We start from the raw sequence: 17,481 nt of genomic DNA, 5'->3' as shown, positions 1-17,481 counted from the left end.
GCCACGCCTCTCCGACGGTGATTATGCGTTTGCCTAAACCATTTAGGCAAACTAGCCTGACGCATATGAAGCCGCTGACCGAAGCCGAGATCCGAGCCGCGTTCCTGAACTGCACCAAGGGCGAGGCCAAGCGCCTGCACGTCCCCCGCGACCTGGCCGAACGCCCCTGGGAGGATCTCGACTTCCTCGGCTGGCGGGACCCGCAGGCCCCCGACCGGGCCTACCTCGCCACCGAGTTGGACGGCCGTCCGGTGGCCGTCGCGCTGCGCAGCCCCGCCGCGGCCTCCTGGCAGGCGCGGCGCAGCATGTGCTCGATCTGCGTGACCACCCACACCGGCGGGGTCTCGCTGATGGTCGCCGCGAAGGCGGGCAGGGCCGGGCAGCAGGGCAACTCCGTGGGGGCCTACATCTGCAGCGACCTCGCCTGCCCGCTGTACGTCCGGGGGCTGAAGGATGCCGGCGCGGGCGTGGTCGTACACGAGTCGCTCACGCGGGAGGAGAAGGTCCGGCGATCCGTCGCCAATCTCGCCGCGTTCATCGCGAAGGTCACGGCATGACCCGTGCATGATTTCTTCTGATACTGGACATGACACAGTTTCAGGCGGGGCGGACTTCCATGCCAGGGGTCGTGCAGGAATCAACATTTCGGGGGCATTTCGCACCCCGCGATCGCTCGGGTGTCTTTATCTTGTGACCTCGGCCACAGCGGGAATACCCGTCGCGCTTTTTGACAGTGGCCGATTTCATGGCCGAAATGCTGCGCAGTGGCTTGATGTCACCTGACTATTCGTCAGAAGTTCGGATTTGATGGCAGTGTGTGTGTAGCCGTACCACCTTCTGACCTGGTGCACACCGATCGTGTACACGATGACGAATGGCTGAACTGTGCGCATGACCCGTTCGGATCGCAACGAAGCGACCACGCGGCCCCGCCTGACCGGCGGAAGTCTCACCCTCCAGGAGTTCTCCGAGCTCGCCGGCAACGTCGGCGGCTACCCCTATGTGAAAATCGTGCTCGACCGCGCCGAGTCGGTGCTGCACTTCATCGACGGCGCGGACGGCACACTCCACGTCCGCTACATCGCGTGCGAGATCCTCGGCATGACGATCGACGAACTCGCCGGTCGGCTTGATTCGTTCAATGACGATGTCTACCGGAATCCCGACCGCCGTTTCCAACTCGGCACCCTCGCCCTGCACACCCGGGGCGGTTCGGCCGCGGAAACGGACGACGGCCGGGCGGCCGACGCCTTCCTCTCGCTGGAGACCGTCGACGTCGACACCATGTCCGCGGACCTGCTGCGCTCCTTCTACCACCGGGTCCGCGAGCACATCGACCCGTCGCTGCCGCTGGTCCTCAAGCCGGCCAACCACCGGCAGGAGGGCTACGTCGCCGCGATCCCGGAGAGCGAGATACCGCGCGTCCTGTCCCACGAGCTCTACTCCACGGCCGCGTTCGTGCCGCTGAACCCCGGGCAGGCCCACGGGCGGCTGCGGGTGTTCCGCTCCGAGGCGGAGTACCGGGCCGACCCCGAGCCGCTGGCGTGGCACGACATCGTGGTGATGCCCCGGGTGCCCGAGGACGTCCCCCGGGTGTCCGGCATCATCCACACCGAACACACCACCCCGCTCTCCCACATCAACGTGATGGCCGCCGGGTGGCGGATCCCCAACGCCGTCGGCATCGGCGCCCTCGACCGGATCGAGCGGGCCGGACTGGCCGGCGGGTGGGTCCACTACCGGGTCGACACCGACGCCACCGACCTCCACCTCGACGCCGCGCCGCCGCGTGCGGCCGGCGACCGGCCGGAACCGGCACCGGGGGAACGGGTCACCGTGGACCTGCCCGACCTCACGCCCACCCCCGTCACCCCGCTCACCGAACTGCGGGCCGGCGACCACGTCCGCTTCGGCACCAAGGCCGCCAACCTCGGCGAACTCACCCACCTGCTGCAGCACGGCTCCCCGCGCTGGCTCGGGTTCTACCGCGTCCCGCGGCCGCCCCGCGACAACCTGCTGCGCTACCTCGCCCGGCAACTCGGCCTCCCCGAGGACGCGGACACCGCCGAGCTGGACTGCGCCGCGCAGCGCCTGGTGAAGGAGTACGCCCACGTGCCGCGCGGGATCGTGCTGCCGTTCTCCCTCCAGCAACGCTTCCTGGACTCCTCGCCGGAACTGCGCGAGGCCCTCGACCGGCTCGACTCCGCGCTCCGGGACGACTCCGTGCCCGGGGACGACTCCGTGCTCGGGGGCGGCTCCGCGCTCGGGGACGATCCCGCGCCCCGGGACGGGACGGCGGGCGTCGACGGACTCTGCCTCGACGCGCAGCGGCTGATCCGCACCACCCCGCTGCCCGACCCGGTCCGCACCGAGATCGACCGGGCACTCGACCGGCACCTGTACGGCGCGCCCGTCCTGGTCGTCCGGAGCTCCTCCAACGCCGAGGACCTGGCCGGCTTCTCGGCCGCCGGACTCTACGAGTCGGTGGCGCACGTCAGCGGCACGGACGCGGTCGCCGACGCGGTCCGGGAGGTGTGGGCCTCGCTGCTGTCGCCGCGCGCCGTACGGCTGCGGCACCAGGCCGGCATCCCGCTGGACCACTGCCGCATGGGCGTGGTCGTCCAGGAACAGGTCGGCGCCACCGTCGGCGGCGTCCTGGTCACCTGCAACCCGCTGAGCCCGCAGGACTTCCGCAGCGTCTACCTCAACATCTCGCCGCGCTCGGTGACCGAGGTGGTCACCGGCGAGGGAGCCCCGCTCCAGTACCTCTGCAACACCATGGAGGGCGGCAGCCGCACCGTCTCGCTGGGCACCGCCGCCGCCGACCTGGACACCGCGACCAAGGAGGTCGTGGGCCGGCTCGCCCTGATCAGCCGGCTGCTGCAGTCGCACTTCTCGCCAGACGAGAGCCACTCCGCCCCGATCGACATCGAGTGGGCGATCGAGGGCGACCGGGTCAACCTGCTGCAGCTGCGGCCCTTCCGCACCGCCGGCTGACCCCGGGCCGGGCGCGCCGCCACGGCCGGCCGACCCACGGCCGGGCGGTGGCCCCCGCCCGGCCGTGCGCCCGCCGCCGCCCGCGAGCGCACCGCCCGCAACCGCATCACCCGCGGCCGCACCGAGCCGCAACCACATCACCCGCGGCCGCACCGGCCGACCGGGCCCGGGGCCGACCGTGCCCCGGGCCGAGTGAACTTCCTTCAGGAGAAAGCACCGTGAAACGGATCCTGTACGTCTACGTCAAGGGCGGAGCCCCGCTCGAGTACGCCTTCCCCCGGATCGCCGACTGCGGGGAACTGCACGTCCTCGCGCTGGCGCCGTTGCCCACCACCGCCGAGGAGGTGTGGCGGCCCCGCTGCACCGGCATCGAGCTGGTCCCGGAGGCGCCGCGCGGCGACGCCCTGGTCGACCTGATCGTGGAGCACGCCGAGTCCATCGGCGCCGACGCGGTGCTGACGCTCTCGGAGTTCGCGGTGCTGGCCGTCGCGCACGCCGCGAGCCGGCTCGGCCTGGCCGGACCGGGCGAGGGGATCGTCCGGGCCCGTGACAAGCGGCTGATGCGGGAGGCCTGGGCCGCCGCAGGGGTGCCGATCCCCGGGTTCCGCCGGGTCGACAGCCTCGCGGACCTGGACGCCGCGCTGGCCGAGTTCACGCCCCCGCTGCTGCTCAAGCCCGCCTGGGGCGCCGGTTCGGTCGCCCAGATCGTGCTCGACTCCGCCGCGGACGCCGCCCCGGCGTGGGGCGAGATCGAGCGCGGACTGCAGGCCGGCAGCCGGGTCGGCATGAACGAGCTCTACGCCCCGGACACCGACCGGGACCGACTGGTCGAGGAGATCGCCCAGGGATCCACCGAGGGCTGGTACGAGGAGCCCGGCTACGGCGACTACGTGAGCGTGGAGGGGATCGTCGCGGACGGCGTGTACCGTCCGCTGGCCATCACCGCCAAACTGCCGACCGTGCCGTCCTTCGTCGAGGTGGCCAGTACCTCGCCCTCCGTCATGGCGGTGCCGCTGCAGCGCCGGATCGAGGAGGTCTCGCGGCAGGCCGTCGACGCGCTCGGCCTGGAGAACTGCGGCACCCACACCGAGCTCAAGCTGATGAAGGACGGCGAGCTGGTGGTCATCGAGACCGCGGCCCGCTTCGGCGGCCTGCTGACGACCCGGCAGGTCCACGAGGTGTTCGGACTCGACCCGATCGGGATGCTCGTCCGCCAGCTGCTCGGCGAGCCGGTCGACTACCCCGAGGCCATGCTCACCGAGGGGGTCCGGGCCGCCGCCTCGGTCGCCGTCGTCCCGGCCGACGCGTTCGGCCTGCCCTGGCGCACCCGGCCGGTGTGGAACCCCCGGGCCGTGGACTGGTCGAGCCTGCTGTCCCCGGGCAGCACCATCGAGGCCGTCCCCGGCTTCGCCATGCCGGCCGGGCAGCCGGTGCCCGCCTTCGACCCCTCCGCGGGTTCGCGCAACTGGCTCGGGGTCTACCTGCTCAGCGCCGTCGACGCCGAGACCCTGCAGCGCGACTGCAACGCGGTGCTGAACGGCCTGGAAGCGGCCCTGCACCGCGCCGCCGCCGAGGCCGCCGACCCGGCCGCCGACCGCTGATCCCGTCCGTCCCCTGCTGAGGAATCCGATGCGTGTACTGTTCGCCGGCGCGCCCGGCGTCGGCCATCTCTTCCCGCTGGTCCCGCTGGCCCGGGCGATGCGCGAACTCGGCCACGAGGTCGCGGTGGCCTCGATGGACGGCGGCGAGCCGGTCGCCGAGTCCGGGCTGCCCTACCTGCCGCTCGCCCCCGGCGTCGACTGGCGCCGGGAGATCCGGGAGGCTGGCCGCACCGAGCGGCCCGACCTGATGCGGCGGGTCGTCGAGACCAACGCGGCCGACCGCGAGGCCTTCGTCCCGCTGGCCGCCCACGTCAACAGCAGGGTGGCCGACGCGACCGTCGACCTCGCCGCGCGGTGGCGGCCCGACCTGGTGGTCCACGAGTACCTGTTCCCGGTCGCCCTCCTCGCGGCGACCGCCCTGGGCGTGCCCGCCGTCCAGCACGACCTCGGGTTCGTCCGCACCCCCGGGCTGCGCGCGCTGATGCTCACGGAGATGGCCGACACCTTCGCCCGACACGGAATCGACCCGCTGCCCGAACCGGCCACCACCGTCGACCTCGCCCCGCCGAGCATGGCCGGGGCCGAACGGTACGGCTGCACGCTGCGGCCCGTCGCCTACAACGGCGAAGGCGCCCTCCCCGAGCCCCTGGCCGCAACCGCCCACCGCCCGCGGGTGGCGGTCACGCTCGGCACCGTACCGCCCAAGACCGACGGCCTGACCAGGATCGAGCGGGTGATCGCGGCCGCCGCCGAGGTCGACGCCGACTTCGTCCTGGCCACCGGCGAACTCGACCTCGCCACGCTCGGCACCCTGCCCGACAACGTCCACGCCTACGGCTGGGTGCCCTGGCGGGCCCTGCTGGGCACCAGCGCCGCCGCGATCCACCACGGCGGCAGCGGCACCGCGCTCGCCGCCCTCGACGCGGGCGTCCCGCAACTCGCCCTGCCCGACGGCTCCGACCGCTTCATCAACGCCGAGGCGGTTCGCGACCGCGGCGCCGGTCTCAGTGCGGGCGCCGAGGAGATCGGCCCGGAACTTCTCGACCGGCTGCTCACCGACGCGGCCCTGGCCGGGACGGCCCGCGAGGTCAGCGCCGAGATCGCGGCGATGCCGGGCCCGGTGGAGGTGGCGGAACGCCTCGCGGGCCTCGCCGGCTGAGGCCGCCGGGACACACCGCCCGAGGCCGGTCGGCGGGGGCCGGGACCCCTGCCGACCGGGCCCCGTGGGCCACTCCGGGCCTCCCGACGGGGCCACTTCCGGTCGGGCCGTCCCTGTGCGAGGCTGCCGACCGAGCGGTCCGGCCGAAGCGGTCCGGCCGTCGGACGGGGGAGGAACCAGACATGCCCGAGCAGGACCCGGAGCACTCGCGCGGCTTCCGAACCGTCAACCGGATCAGCGGCGAGGTCAACGGCCCGGTGATCCAGGCGGACATGATCATCGGTGACATCCACGTGGCGTCCGACGGCGTTCGGCACCCGGGTGTGGCGCCGGTGGTCTCCGTCGAGCTGTTCGGCACCAGCAGCAACTGCGTCTCCTACGAGGCCGACGAGCGAGGGTTGAGGAACGTCTGCGTCGGGGTGAAGGTGCTGGTCGAGGGGCTCACGGCGCAGGCGGTCGTGCTGCGCGGGCTGCGGCCCGTCATCGACGCGCGCAGGCCGGCGCGTCCGGCTGCCTTCACCGCCGGGATCGGCGAGTCCTTCGGGGAGCGGGGCTTCGAGGTCGACCTGGACGCCGAACCCCCGCTGCTCGTCGTGGCATCTCCGGGGGTTCCCGACTTCCCCTACACGGTCACCAACGGCGACCCGGAGCTGTTCGCGATCACACCCCGCTCGTCGTCCGAGGTCGACTGGCACCTCGAACTCGACTGGACCAGCGCCGGGCGCAGCGGCACGGTCGTCATCGACCGGGGCGGCCACCCGTTCGAATTCCTGCCCGAGCCGACGGCCTGGGCGCCACCGCCACCGCTACCGCCGTCGGCGACGACCGCTGCCGGGCCCTGGGCACCACCGGTCGCCGGTGGGACCCGGCCGCCGTCCCGCCTCGCCGATCCCGATGTCTGGAAGTGAACTCCGGCTCGGGGCACGGGCGCTGAGCCCGGCGCGCCGAAGACCCGGCGCGCCGAAGACCCGGCGCGCCGAAGACCCGGAGCGCTGAGCCCGGAGCGCCGAACACCCGAGGCGCCCGTGCCCGCCGTCACCTACCCCGGCGAACTCAGGACAGGTCCCAGGCCTGGATCGTCAACAGCCGGTCGGCCGGACACGCGGCGATCCGCTCCGGATCCGACTCCATCGCGCGGATCACCCGGGAGAACGGCCCGGAACCGGCACCCGGCACCGCGCCGGCGGCGAACAGCGGCAGGACGTGCTCCGCGCGGGCCGTGTAGCGGTTCGGGTAGCCGCCGTGCAGCAGCTGTTCGGCCTTGCCCGCGGCCACCAATTCCTCGACCCAGCCGATCCCGCTCACGCCGACCTCCCACGTCGCGAGGAGCGCCGCCCGGAACTGCTCGCGGCCGGCCCGGTCGATCTCCTCGGGGGACAGTTCCGTCACGCCGATCCACCAGCCGAGCATGATTCCGACCCTCCCCGTCGACGGCACTCCTGCGGAAGCCTACTGCGGGGGAGGCGAGTTGTCGGTGCCGTGCGGTGGAGCGGGGTCCGACCCGCGACCCGCCGGGTACGGCCCGGAGGTGCCCGGCGGCCCGCCCGTACGTCCGCTCAGGTTCCGGCCCCGTCCACTCCGCCCGTCCACTCCGCCCGTCCACCTCGCCTGTTGGCCCCGCCCGTTCGCCCTGCCCGTTCACCCCGGCGGCCGACCGTCGGCTCAGGCGACCAGGTCGGGCAGCCGGGCCCCCGGCGGGCGGGACACCGATCCGGCCGGCAGCTCCCGGCCGAGCCGGAGCAGCGCCTCCACCGGAACGCCGTACGTCAGGACGCGGTCCGCGTCCCGGGTGTGCTGGACCGCCGGGTCCAGGACGCCGGGGAACCGGGTCCGGGTGCAGGTGCGCAGTTGGACGGCCGCGACCCACGGCAGGGCCATGCCGATGCCCGCGTAGGCGCGGGCGCGACCGTCGGGCCAGGTCGGGTCGAGGGCGTGGCCGTCGCCGTCCACGCACCAGGCGTGGTGGGTCACGGCGCCGTCGCCCTCGATCACGTAGCCCTCGACGTACGCCAGGGCGGGCGACCTGCGCGCGATGCGCCAGGCGTTGCGGAAGCTGGCGCCGCCGTTGCCCCGGCGGGGCATGCCGGCCGGCCAGGGGGACGGGCTCTGCAGCAGCCCCTGGGCGAGGACCACGGCCTCGGCGGTCAGCGCGCCGCGTGAGGCCGCAGCCCGCAGCGCGTCGACAAGGACCCGCTCGTGGCGGGAGGTTCCGGCGTTCACGGTGGAGGACACGCTGGTCAGTCTTCTCAACCCCCATGGGCGGCGCGAGAAGTACTACGCCATCCGATGCCGCGGCCCGCCCTACACGGCGCCGAGGAAGCCCGGGTCGCCCGGCCCCAGCCGTCCCGCGAACTCGGCCGCGACCCCGAGGACTTCGCGCATCGGCACGGCCCGCCGGGTCGTGGCGGAGAGGTCCGCCTGCGCCTCCTCGGACCACAGGAACGGGTAGACGGTGATGCCCTGCGAGGGGGCGAGCTCCCCGGCCTCGGTACGCCAGCCGGGCCAGCGCAGCCCCTCGTAGAACGCCTCCGGGCCGCCCGAGAGGAGCCAGGACACCCAGGCGGAGTGGCCCATGTCCAGGGCCTCCCACTCCAGTGTGTCGGGGGCGAAGTAGGTCATCTGCCCAGGCACGCCCGGACGGCCCGCCGCCGCGGGGTCGTGGCCGTTGAGCGTGAAGACGCCGCCCACGGCGTCGTGGCCGACCACCAGACCGGCCGCCGGGTGCCAGGCCGGGTCGAACGCGCCGGGGAACCCGTTGACCTGCCCCAGGCTCGGCAGGCCGCCCGCCGCGGCCGGGCCGCCGCCGAAGACGCGCACCCAGCCGTGGTCCAGGAGCATTCCGCCGGTGTTCAGCACCAGGGAGCCGAGCACGGAACGGGCGGTGACCTGCAGCTGCAGCAGGCAGCGGCGCCCCTCCTCGCGGTCGGCGGGCAGCACCCGGGCGGGCACCGGACTCCCCGCGAGCGCCGCCTGCAGCTCCGGCCACGCCGGATCGTCCACCTCGGTCAGTTCGTCGATCGCGCGCATCCGAGGATGATCGCACCGCGCCGGGGTGTTGCGGCGGGCGGGGTCACGCCCTGATCGCCACCGGCGCCGCGAGGACGCCACCGCCTTCGACCTGCCCGACTACTGACGGACCGGCAGCCAGGGGCGTCCCGGGCGGTCCGCCGACCGGGACCGGCGTGCGCTCAGCCCGCGAAGGGGTCCTCCAGCACCGGGATGCACGGCGACAGCAGCGCCTCGGTGTGCTCGGTGACCCGGCCCCGGACCATCCGGAGGACCCGGACGTCGTTCCCGTGCGCGCCGTCCTCGTCGTCGCGCACGTGCAGCAGGCCGTACGAGCCGGGCGCGCGCTCGCCGACTTCGCGGAAGAGGTCGAGGAGCGACGGGGCCCGGTGGTTCGCCTGGCCGCCGAGGTGGAGGAAGAGCGACCCGTTCATCCACCGCAGGTCGAGCAGGTACGGGGAGGCGAGGTCGTCGATCCGCCGCCGGATGCCGTCCGCGATCTCCCGCAGTCGGGCTTCGACGACGCGGATGTCGTCGTCCTCGGCTTCGGCGGTCTCCAGGACGTTGATCCACCCGTGGTACTCGAACATGGCACCGGAGCCTACCGATCGGTGTCCACCGGCCGGCTCCCGCCGGTGGGCAGCCCGCTGCCGTCCAGCAGGGCGTGGAGGCGTTCGGCGGACAGGGCCGGGTTGGCGGCCGCGCCCTCGACGAGGGCCGGGTCGGCGGAGACCGGGGCGGGGATCGAGGCCGGCGTCGAGGCCGAGACCGAGGCCGAGGCCGGCGGCGATCCGTCCGGGAGGGACGGGCCGGACAGGAGGCGTTCGAGCAGGTCGAGGGGCAGCAGCGGGTTCGCCGCCGCGGCCCGTCGGACCCGCGGGTCCGGGTCGGTCAGTTCCCGGACGGGTGGCCCCGCGAGGCCGGTGTCGGCGGCGGCCAGGGCGCGCACCTCGGGGTCCTCGTGGTCGAGGAGGGGGCCCAGCCCGGTGCGGGGGAGCCGGGCCAGGGTGAGCAGGTAGGGGCGCTGTCCGGGCGTGGCGAGGAAGGCGTCGAGGACGATCGCGGGCGGGGCCAGCGGGTGGTTGTAGGCGAGGATGTGCCGCACGTCCTCGTCCGGGTCCTCGGCCAGGCGCTGCACCACGTCCCGCGGCAGCCGGGAGCAGGTCGCGGCGACCCGGCGCAGGACGGGCTCCGGGGAGGACGCGCACGCCTCGTACCAGCCCGGCTCCGGTTCGACGAACATCTCGCCGACGGGGCCGACCCGTTCGGCCGGCAGTCCGATGATCCGGTCGATGGCCCGCTGTTCCGGCCGGGTGCGGGGGAGGGGGTGCAGCAGGGCCCGGGTCCGTACGGCGGCCACCGGGTCCCGGGCCAGTTCGGCGAGCAGCGCCGGGTCCGCGTCGGCTCGGGCGGCGACGCGTTCGCGCACGTCGGGGTCGGGGTCGCGGGCGAGGCGGGTGAGGAACTCGCGGGGCGTGTGCGGGTTCCGGGCCAGCGACGACAGGTCGCGGCCGTCCGTGAGGCAGCGCTGCGCCACGGCGGGGGAGACGGCGTAGTTGATCAGCAGGAGGTTCCGGGCGTGGCAGTCCTGCTCCGGCAGGTCGGCCTCCATCGCCGCCGGGTCCAGGTGCCGCCTGTGCCGCCGCGCCGCCTCGGCCACCGCGGGCTCGGGGTCGGCGAGCAGTGCCTCGCGCTGCGCGGCGGTGAGCCACAGCCACTGGCCCGCGGCCTTCGCCCGCAGCCCGGGGTTCGGGTGGTGGAGCATCCGGCGGTGGAACTCGTGCGGGATCTGCTGGGAGAAGTCCAGCTCGGAGGCGATCTCGGCGGCGGTCAGCAGCCCGTCCGGGTGCTCGCCGTCCCGCGCGGTCATCAGGGTTTCCAGCACGTCGGGGGGCAGCGCTTCGACGGTGCCGAAGCGTGGACGGGGTCCGCCCGCCAGCCGGGCCCGGACCAGGGCGTCGGGGTCGTCGACCAGCCGGCCGCGCTGCTCGGGCGGCACGTACCGGTTGCGGGCGAACGCGCCGCGCACCGCGCGGTCCGGGTGGGCGAGCACCGCCTCGACGACCTCCGCCGGAAGGGCGCGCCCTTCGCACAGGGTCCGCCACGCCGGGCGTGCCGACGGGTCCAGCAGGCGCAGGAGGACCCCGGACGGCGCGCCGGGGTTGGCAGCGACGCCGCGCAGCCGGGCTTCGACCAGCGGGGAGCCCGAAGGAGCGGAATCCGTACGGGAGGAGGAAGGCATTGGGGCATCCTTTCAGTGACCGGCACCGACTCACACCGGAGAGTGACCCGATGACGGACCGGATGACGGACGGGACGGCAGACCCGATGACGGACCCGGGCCGGAGCGGCCCTCCGAAACGTCACGTCTACCTCGACCCCGACGGCTGCGGCGGGGGCTGGGTGTTCGTCATCGTGGCGGCGCCCACGGGTGTCGTCTACCGGACCCAGTGCGGGGGCTACGCCTGCGCGCAGTACGAGCAGGAGGGTTACCTGTCCCCGCACTACGGGACGGACCCGGACACGGACCTGAAGGCGTTCTTCGTCGGCGAGCTGAAGGGTTACGGCACCCGCGGCCGGGTGTGGCAGCCCGACGAGCCGGCCCGACTGCGCTCCCTCGTGGACGACTTGGGCATCTACGGTGCGGATCGGTACGACGAGCCGTACCCGCCCTCCCTCGTGCTGGACGAGTCCAGGCTCGCGGAGTTGGCCGAGGCCTGGGTCCCGGTGGTCACTCCCGACGGCCCGGGCGTCCTGGTCTGGGAGAACTCCGACTGACCGGCCCGTTGCGGGAACCCACCTACGGCGGGGGCGAGTTCACGGACGGCGGCGCGTCGGGGGCCCGCCGGGGCACTCCCGGCCGGCCGCGGGAGAATCCGTGCAGGCCTCTCCGGCGGAGGACGTCGAGGAGGACGTCGAGGAGGACGTCAAGGAGGACGTCAAGGAGGACGTCAAGACTGCGGCGTCGGCTCCGACCACGGTCCGGAGGGCCCTGCCGAGGCCCGTACACCCGAGGGAGTCACGAGATGAAGTTCCTGATCAGCCTGCACATCAACCCGGCCGTGCTGGACGCGCTGACCGACGAGGAGAAGGAGGCGATCGGCGTCGGGCACGGCCGGTTCATCGAGGAGTTGAAGGAGTCGGGTGAGCTGATCCTGACGCAGGCGCTGGTCGATCCGTCGCAGGCCGCCGTGGTGACGGTCCGCAACGGGCAGCCGGTGGTGACCGACGGGCCGTTCCTGGAGGCGAAGGAGTTCCTGGGCGGCTTCTACCTGATCGACTGCGAGGACAAGGACCGGGCGGTCGCGCTGGCGGCCCGGATCCCGGACACCCGGATCGAGGGCCTGGGTGTCGAGGTGCGACAGGTGATGTTCTCCGACGGAAACTTGGAGGCATGACAGCACCGACACCACCACCGACACCGGCACCGGCACCACCCATCCCGCCGGCACCAGGGCGAGGACCGGGCATCGAGGACCTGCTGCGTGGGCTCACGCCGCAGGTCCTCGGCACGCTGGTGCGGAAGTACGGCCGGTTCGAGGGGTGCGAGGACGCGGTCCAGGAAGCGGTCCTCGCCGCCGCCGTGCAGTGGCCGTCCGAGGGGGTGCCGGACAATCCGCGGGGCTGGCTGGTGACGGTCGCCTCCCGGCGGCTGGTCGACCAGGTGCGCAGCGACCGCGCGCGGCGCGAGCGGGAGTCGGCGACGGCAGCCGCCGAGGTGGTGCCGGAGGAGGTGCCGGACACCGACGACACGCTCCTGCTGCTGTTCCTGTGCTGCCACCCGGCGCTGACCGCCGCCTCGCAGACCGCCCTGACGCTGCGGGCGGTCGGCGGGCTGACCACGGCGGAGATCGCCCGCGCCTTCCTGGTGCCGGAGGCGACGATGGCGGCCCGGATCAGCCGGGCCAAGCAGCGGATCAGGGCCGCGGGCAGTTCGTTCGGCCTGCCCGGGGACGCCGACCGCGAGGAGCGGCTGCGGGTCGTCCTGCACGTGCTCTACCTGATCTTCAACGAGGGGTACACCGCGTCGTCGGGCGGGGAGCTGGACCGCGCCGACCTCGCGCGCGAGGCGATCCGGCTGACCCGGTCGGTGTACGCGCAGCTGCCCGGGGACGGCGAGGTGGCCGGGCTGCTCGCGCTGATGCTGCTGACCCACGCCCGTAGGCCGGCCCGGACGACGGCCGCCGGTGATCTGGTCCCGCTGGAGGAGCAGGACCGTACGGCGTGGGACCGTGCGCTGATCGACGAGGGCACCGCGCTGGTCAAGGAGGCGCTGGCCGTGCCGTCGCTGGGGCCGTACCGGCTGCAGGCCGCGATCGCGGCCACGCATGCCGACGCGGCCTCCGCCGGGGACACCGACTGGCGGCAGGTGCACGGGCTCTACCTGATCCTGGAGCGGGTCGCGCCCAATCCGGTGGTCACCCTGAACCGGGCCGTCGCACTGGCCGAGGTCGAGGGCCCGCAGGCCGGGCTGGCGCTCCTGGCGACCCTGGATGCGGACGCCCGGATGGCCGGGCACCACCGGCTGCTGTCGGTCCGGGCGCACCTGTTGGAGAAGGGCGGCGACCCGGCCGGGGCGTACGAGCACTACCGCCGTGCCGGCCGGGCCACGCCCAGTCTCGCCGAGCAGCGGTACCTGGAGGGCCGGGCGGGGCGGGTGCGGCCGGGCTGAGGCCTGCGCCCGTGGCCGGGCCGGGTCCGTGGTCGCGGTCCGGGCGGGTGCCGGCGGCGCCGACGGGTGTCAGAGGCCGAGGGCGTCGGCGGTCTGCTCGGCGGTCCAGGCGACCAGGTCGCCTGCCGGGTCGAGCGAGCCGACCAGGTGGCCGTGGAGTTCGAAGCCGATCAGGCCGACGAGCTGGACCCAGGCCGACACGGCGCGGGCGAGGACGTGCGGGGGGAGGCCGGGGGCGAGGGCGGCGGCGAGCGCGCTGAGCTGGTCGGGCAGGGCGCCCCGTGGCGGCGGGCCGGGCGGGGTGGGCCGCAGGGGGGCGTCGCGGACGACGCCGAGCAGGGCGAGGGGCAGCCGGGCGGCGGGTTCGACGGTGGCGCGGGGCGCGGAGTAGCCGGGTACGGGGGTGCCGTAGACCAGGGCGAACTCGTGCGGGTTGGCGCGGGCCCAGTCGCGGGTGGCGGACCACAGGGCGCACCAGCGGTCGCGCGGGGTGTCCTGCGCGGCCCCGGCCAGGGTGCGGTCGGCGACGTCGCCGAGTTCGTCGTAGGCGTCGATGATCAGCGCGGTGAGCAGCTCGTCCCGGCCGGCGAAGTAGCGGTACAGCGCGGAGGAGGCCATGCCCAGCTCGCGGGCGACGGCCCGGAGCGACAGCTGCTGGGCGCCGACGGAGGCGAGTTGGCGGCGCGCTTCCTGCTTGATCTCGCGGGTGAGTTCCTCGCGGGCCCGTTCGCGGGCGGTCCGGATCGCTGGCATGGGGACAGCCTGCCACAGGGGGGATCGGTGCACACAAGTGAGAGCACTGCTCTTGCCCGGATCGCCCGCCGGTGTCATGCTGGAGACGTCGAAGCGAGAGCAGTGCTCTCGAAAAGGATCAGCAGTCGCGCGCCTCGCGGAATCGCACAGCCTCACGGAATCGAGGGACACCGATGACCCGGAACGAGAACCCGGAGAAGAAGCGGCAGCCGGCCGACCCCGCCACCCGGGTGGTGATGCCGACCACCCGCCTCGGCGCCGTCGCCCTCCGGCTGCTCAACGACGCGGTCGCCGCGCTCACCCGGGCCGGCATCAGCCTCTGGGGCTCCCGGGTGCTCGCCGTGCGCGGCCGCAAGAGCGGCGAGTGGCGTACCAACCCGGTCAACCTGCTCACCCACGACGGTGAGCGCTACCTGGTCGCCCCGCGCGGCCACACCCAGTGGGTCCGCAACCTGCGGGTCGCCGGCACCGGCGAACTGCGCGTCGGGCGCCGCACCGAGGCCTTCCACGCCGTCGAACTCCCGGACGCCGACAAGCCGGAGGTGCTGCGCGCCTACCTGCGCCACTGGAAGTGGGAGGTCGGCTACTTCTTCGACGGGATCGGCCCGGACGCCCCGGCCGAGGACCTGCTCCGGGTCGCCCCCGGATACCCGGTCTTCCGGCTCACCCGCCACTGAGCGGCCACTCGACCGGCGACCGTCTGCCGGTGACCGGTGACCGGCGACCGGTGACCGGCGACCGACTGCCGGCCGTTCCGGGCGCGGCCGAGCGCCCTCAGGCCGTCGGCAGCAGGTAGCGGAGCTTGCCGGCGTCCGAGCCGGTGAGCCGGCCCCCGTTGGCCTCGATCACCTGCCGGGACGCGGTGTTCGTCTCGTCGCAGGTCAGCAGCGCCTCCGCGATGCCGAGCGCGGCGGCGACCGGCAGGGCGGCGGCGAGCATCGCCGTCGCGTGCCCCCGGCGTCGGGCGCCCGGCCGCACGTCGTAGCCGATGTGCCCGCCGATCCGCGCCAGTCGCGGGGTCAGGCGGTGCCGGACCGCGATCCTGCCGAGCAGGTCGGTGCCGTCGGCCCACCACAGCGTCGTCATCGGCACGGCCGCGTCCGGGCGTGCGCCCGCCTCGGTGCGCTCGGCGAGCAGTCGGGTGACGTACGCGTCGAAGGCGGCGGCGTCGGTCAGCGCCGGCGGGTCGACGTCGGTGACGAACCAGGGGACGGGGCGGCCGGGGTCGGCCCGGTACTCGGCCACCGCCGCCAGGAAGGACGTCCGCAGCCGGGCGGTCGGGTCGACCAGTGCGGGGGCCGGGCGGAGTGCGGTGGCGGGCGGCGGCGTTCCGCCGGCCGCGGTCACGGCCGCGGTCACGGTCGCAGCTCCGGCCGGGCGGCGTGGAGTTCGCCCGGTGGGCGCACCGCCTCCGCCGCCGAGTGCGTGCGGGTCGTCCGGGTCATCGGTTCTCCTCCCCGGGGTCGTCGGTGGCCGTCCGCCGGCCCTCGAAGGCCCGCAGGGGCAGCCGGGACGCGCTGTGGCCCGCGAACCAGTGGAGCCAGTCGTCGCCCGCGGCCAGGGCGGCGCGGGCCGTCCCGCACCAGTCCTCGCGGTCGAGGAGCGCGCAGTAGGAGGCGAGGAGCGCGTCGCGCCGGGCCTCGGTACAGCCGGAGTCCTCGACCGGTTCGGTGGCCAGGTGCAGCGCCAGCGTGGCGACGATGCCGAAGCGCCGCACGGTCGGCGGCGCGCCGCCGACGTGACGGGCGTGGGCTGTCAGGACGGTTGCGGCGTGCGGGTAGTGGCGCAGGGTCATCCCCATGCCCGAGCTGTGCGTCAGCATGGACAGGAGGCGCCCGGTGTGGTCGAGCAGTTCGACGTCCCGCCCCAACTCCGTGGCCGCCTCGTGCAGTCGGGCCGCGATGGCGACCTTGCCCGCGACGTAGCCGTTGAGGAAGTCGCCGTCGATCGCCCTGCGCAGCAGCCAGGGGCGGGCGGCCGGGTCGTCGAGCCGGCAGAGCGCCTCGACGACGCTGACCCGTCCCCAGCCGGTGACCCGGTCGGCCAGCCAGAGCAACTGCTCCGTACCGCCGTCGAGGCGTTCGAGGGCGCGGGCCGCGAGCGGCCCGAAGGTGTTGGACAGCAGTCCGATGGTCCGGATCAGTGGGGCGTCGTCCGTCGTGCCGGCCTCGGCGAGCAGGGCGAGCCCGACGGTGACGGTGCCCTCGGAGGTCCCGTGGCGCACCAGCCACCGCCCTGTATGCCGGACGCGTTCGGCGTCGGCCCGGCGGGCGGCTGCGGCGATGTCGTCGTTGGGGTGGATCGGGACGTCGAGGTCCCGGACGGCGTCGGCGAGTGCCCGGGGCCCGGACGGCTTCGCGAAGTGCTCGTCCAGCACGCGGGCGACCGGGACGCCCGCCTGCCGCCGGTCCTCGGGCGCCTCGGGGCGCGGCCGATCGTCGTCCGGGTACGGCTCCCCGTCGCGGGGGAGCGGGCCGTCCGGTGTGAGCCGGTGCAGGCGCACGGCGTGCTCGTACAGACTGGGTCGGAGTTCGGGCGACGGGGGCCCGGAGGTCGCGCTCACCAGCGGGTGAGGGGCTCGATTCTCGTGATCATGGCGCCGATGGTGGCACCCGAACTCCGCCTGCGCAAGCGGTTTTCCGGTCCGGCTACAGTGGCGCGGGGCCCTACCGTGGGCGCCCTGCTGTGGGGCTGTGGGGCTGGGGGGAAGGGGGCCGGGAATGGCCATGCACCAGGCGGCCAGGGAAGCGTGGTTCGAGGGACTGCCGCAGGGGATCCGCGACGAGATCGACGGGTACGTCCTCCAGGACGCCCTGCTCGGTGCCGTACGGGTCATCACCGACATCGGCTTCCGGTCCGACGGCATCGGCGTGGGGACCGCCCAGATGATCGCCGGCGACCGCTACCAGCACTACGGGGACCGGGTCGCCCACAGGCCGGACAGCCCGCTCGACCTGGAGTCGCTGGCCCGCCGCGCCGCCGGGTCCGGCAGCCGGATCGTGGCGGTCGAGGTGATCTGGGACGGCGACACCGTCCACGACTGGTTCACCGTCCTGGTGGCGGTCACCGAGGACCCGGCGGAGGAACGGTCGCTGGCGACCGTCACCACCACCTCGGGCAGGCGCTGGCTGGACCGGGAGGGCGTCACCACCGGACGCCTCGCCGCCGCCGAGGCCGCCGAGCGGGCCGGCCGGGCCCTGGCCGAGCACCTGTCCGTCCCGTTCCACTTCGCCAGCCCGGACACCCCGGACGACGAGGCGCCCCGCTGGCGATCCGGGGCGCGGTAGCCCGGC

The 17,481-nt window shown here is 74.3% G+C and carries 18 protein-coding genes; 10 read left to right on the top strand and 8 right to left on the bottom strand.

Annotation, left to right across the window (positions count from 1 at the left end):
- Positions 1-65 precede the first annotated feature (65 nt).
- From ACFV04_RS00325 to ACFV04_RS00305, 5 genes are all read left to right on the top strand, one after another.
- On the top strand, positions 66-557 hold the full coding sequence (locus tag ACFV04_RS00325; protein WP_380337470.1) for an FBP domain-containing protein: 492 nt from the start codon (positions 66-68) through the stop codon (positions 555-557).
- Positions 558-891: 334 nt separating this feature from the next.
- On the top strand, positions 892-2,997 hold the full coding sequence (locus ACFV04_RS00320) for a PEP/pyruvate-binding domain-containing protein (RefSeq protein ID WP_380525777.1): 2,106 nt from the start codon (positions 892-894) through the stop codon (positions 2,995-2,997).
- Between the two features lie 218 nt (positions 2,998-3,215).
- Positions 3,216-4,598 carry an acetyl-CoA carboxylase biotin carboxylase subunit family protein gene (locus ACFV04_RS00315; protein ID WP_380337466.1) on the top strand — a complete coding sequence of 461 codons (1,383 nt, stop codon included), beginning with the start codon at positions 3,216-3,218 and terminating at the stop codon, positions 4,596-4,598.
- A gap of 28 nt (positions 4,599-4,626) precedes the next feature.
- Positions 4,627-5,757 carry a nucleotide disphospho-sugar-binding domain-containing protein gene (locus ACFV04_RS00310; protein ID WP_380337464.1) on the top strand — a complete coding sequence of 377 codons (1,131 nt, stop codon included), beginning with the start codon at positions 4,627-4,629 and terminating at the stop codon, positions 5,755-5,757.
- 182 nt (positions 5,758-5,939) lie between these two features.
- Positions 5,940-6,665, top strand: coding sequence for a hypothetical protein (locus tag ACFV04_RS00305; protein WP_380525775.1), 726 nt, complete (start codon positions 5,940-5,942; stop codon positions 6,663-6,665).
- Positions 6,666-6,810: 145 nt separating this feature from the next.
- Here ACFV04_RS00305 and ACFV04_RS00300 read toward each other — a convergent pair whose 3' ends face one another.
- The 5 genes from ACFV04_RS00300 to ACFV04_RS00280 all read right to left on the bottom strand — a co-directional run bounded on the left by ACFV04_RS00300 (position 6,811) and on the right by ACFV04_RS00280 (position 11,005).
- Positions 6,811-7,167: a hypothetical protein gene (locus ACFV04_RS00300; protein WP_380525773.1), complete on the bottom strand. Its 357-nt coding sequence runs from the start codon at positions 7,165-7,167 to the stop codon at positions 6,811-6,813.
- Between the two features lie 252 nt (positions 7,168-7,419).
- Positions 7,420-7,989: a hypothetical protein gene (locus ACFV04_RS00295; protein WP_380337458.1), complete on the bottom strand. Its 570-nt coding sequence runs from the start codon at positions 7,987-7,989 to the stop codon at positions 7,420-7,422.
- Positions 7,990-8,058: 69 nt separating this feature from the next.
- On the bottom strand, positions 8,059-8,784 hold the full coding sequence (locus tag ACFV04_RS00290) for a DUF2625 family protein (protein WP_380525771.1): 726 nt from the start codon (positions 8,782-8,784) through the stop codon (positions 8,059-8,061).
- A gap of 161 nt (positions 8,785-8,945) precedes the next feature.
- Positions 8,946-9,353 carry an Imm7 family immunity protein gene (locus ACFV04_RS00285; RefSeq protein WP_380525770.1) on the bottom strand — a complete coding sequence of 136 codons (408 nt, stop codon included), beginning with the start codon at positions 9,351-9,353 and terminating at the stop codon, positions 8,946-8,948.
- 11 nt (positions 9,354-9,364) lie between these two features.
- Positions 9,365-11,005, bottom strand: a complete 1,641-nt coding sequence (locus tag ACFV04_RS00280; RefSeq protein WP_380525768.1) for a hypothetical protein — start codon at positions 11,003-11,005, stop codon at positions 9,365-9,367.
- A 50-nt stretch (positions 11,006-11,055) separates the two neighbouring features.
- Between ACFV04_RS00280 and ACFV04_RS00275 the strand changes: the two genes are divergently transcribed.
- The 3 genes from ACFV04_RS00275 (at position 11,056) to ACFV04_RS00265 (ending at position 13,435) form a co-directional block, all read left to right on the top strand.
- A complete protein-coding gene (locus ACFV04_RS00275; RefSeq protein WP_380525766.1) occupies positions 11,056-11,541 on the top strand; it encodes a DUF6210 family protein in 486 nt (161 codons plus the stop codon).
- A gap of 248 nt (positions 11,542-11,789) precedes the next feature.
- Positions 11,790-12,161 carry a YciI family protein gene (locus ACFV04_RS00270; protein ID WP_360251888.1) on the top strand — a complete coding sequence of 124 codons (372 nt, stop codon included), beginning with the start codon at positions 11,790-11,792 and terminating at the stop codon, positions 12,159-12,161.
- Positions 12,158-13,435, top strand: a complete 1,278-nt coding sequence (locus ACFV04_RS00265) for an RNA polymerase sigma factor (protein ID WP_380525764.1) — start codon at positions 12,158-12,160, stop codon at positions 13,433-13,435. Before ACFV04_RS00270 ends, ACFV04_RS00265 begins: the two co-directional genes overlap by 4 nt.
- A gap of 69 nt (positions 13,436-13,504) precedes the next feature.
- Here the strand turns inward: ACFV04_RS00265 and ACFV04_RS00260 are convergent, their stop codons facing one another.
- Positions 13,505-14,188 carry a TetR/AcrR family transcriptional regulator gene (locus ACFV04_RS00260; RefSeq protein ID WP_380337443.1) on the bottom strand — a complete coding sequence of 228 codons (684 nt, stop codon included), beginning with the start codon at positions 14,186-14,188 and terminating at the stop codon, positions 13,505-13,507.
- A 236-nt stretch (positions 14,189-14,424) separates the two neighbouring features.
- Between ACFV04_RS00260 and ACFV04_RS00255 the strand changes: the two genes are divergently transcribed.
- A complete protein-coding gene (locus tag ACFV04_RS00255) occupies positions 14,425-14,865 on the top strand; it encodes a nitroreductase family deazaflavin-dependent oxidoreductase (RefSeq protein ID WP_360252426.1) in 441 nt (146 codons plus the stop codon).
- Between the two features lie 97 nt (positions 14,866-14,962).
- Here the strand turns inward: ACFV04_RS00255 and ACFV04_RS00250 are convergent, their stop codons facing one another.
- Positions 14,963-15,547 carry a GNAT family N-acetyltransferase gene (locus ACFV04_RS00250; protein ID WP_380525762.1) on the bottom strand — a complete coding sequence of 195 codons (585 nt, stop codon included), beginning with the start codon at positions 15,545-15,547 and terminating at the stop codon, positions 14,963-14,965.
- An 82-nt stretch (positions 15,548-15,629) separates the two neighbouring features.
- Positions 15,630-16,691 carry a hypothetical protein gene (locus ACFV04_RS00245; RefSeq protein WP_380525760.1) on the bottom strand — a complete coding sequence of 354 codons (1,062 nt, stop codon included), beginning with the start codon at positions 16,689-16,691 and terminating at the stop codon, positions 15,630-15,632.
- Positions 16,692-16,908: 217 nt separating this feature from the next.
- On the opposite strand from ACFV04_RS00245, the gene ACFV04_RS00240 reads away from it, so the two are divergent.
- Positions 16,909-17,475 carry a hypothetical protein gene (locus tag ACFV04_RS00240; protein ID WP_380337435.1) on the top strand — a complete coding sequence of 189 codons (567 nt, stop codon included), beginning with the start codon at positions 16,909-16,911 and terminating at the stop codon, positions 17,473-17,475.
- Positions 17,476-17,481 lie beyond the last annotated feature (6 nt).

The organism is Kitasatospora sp. NPDC059599, from assembly GCF_042735125.1.
GTDB lineage: Bacteria > Actinomycetota > Actinomycetes > Streptomycetales > Streptomycetaceae > Kitasatospora.
The sequence above is the reverse complement of the archived record's forward strand: the minus strand, read 5'-3'. Positions and strand labels throughout refer to the sequence as shown.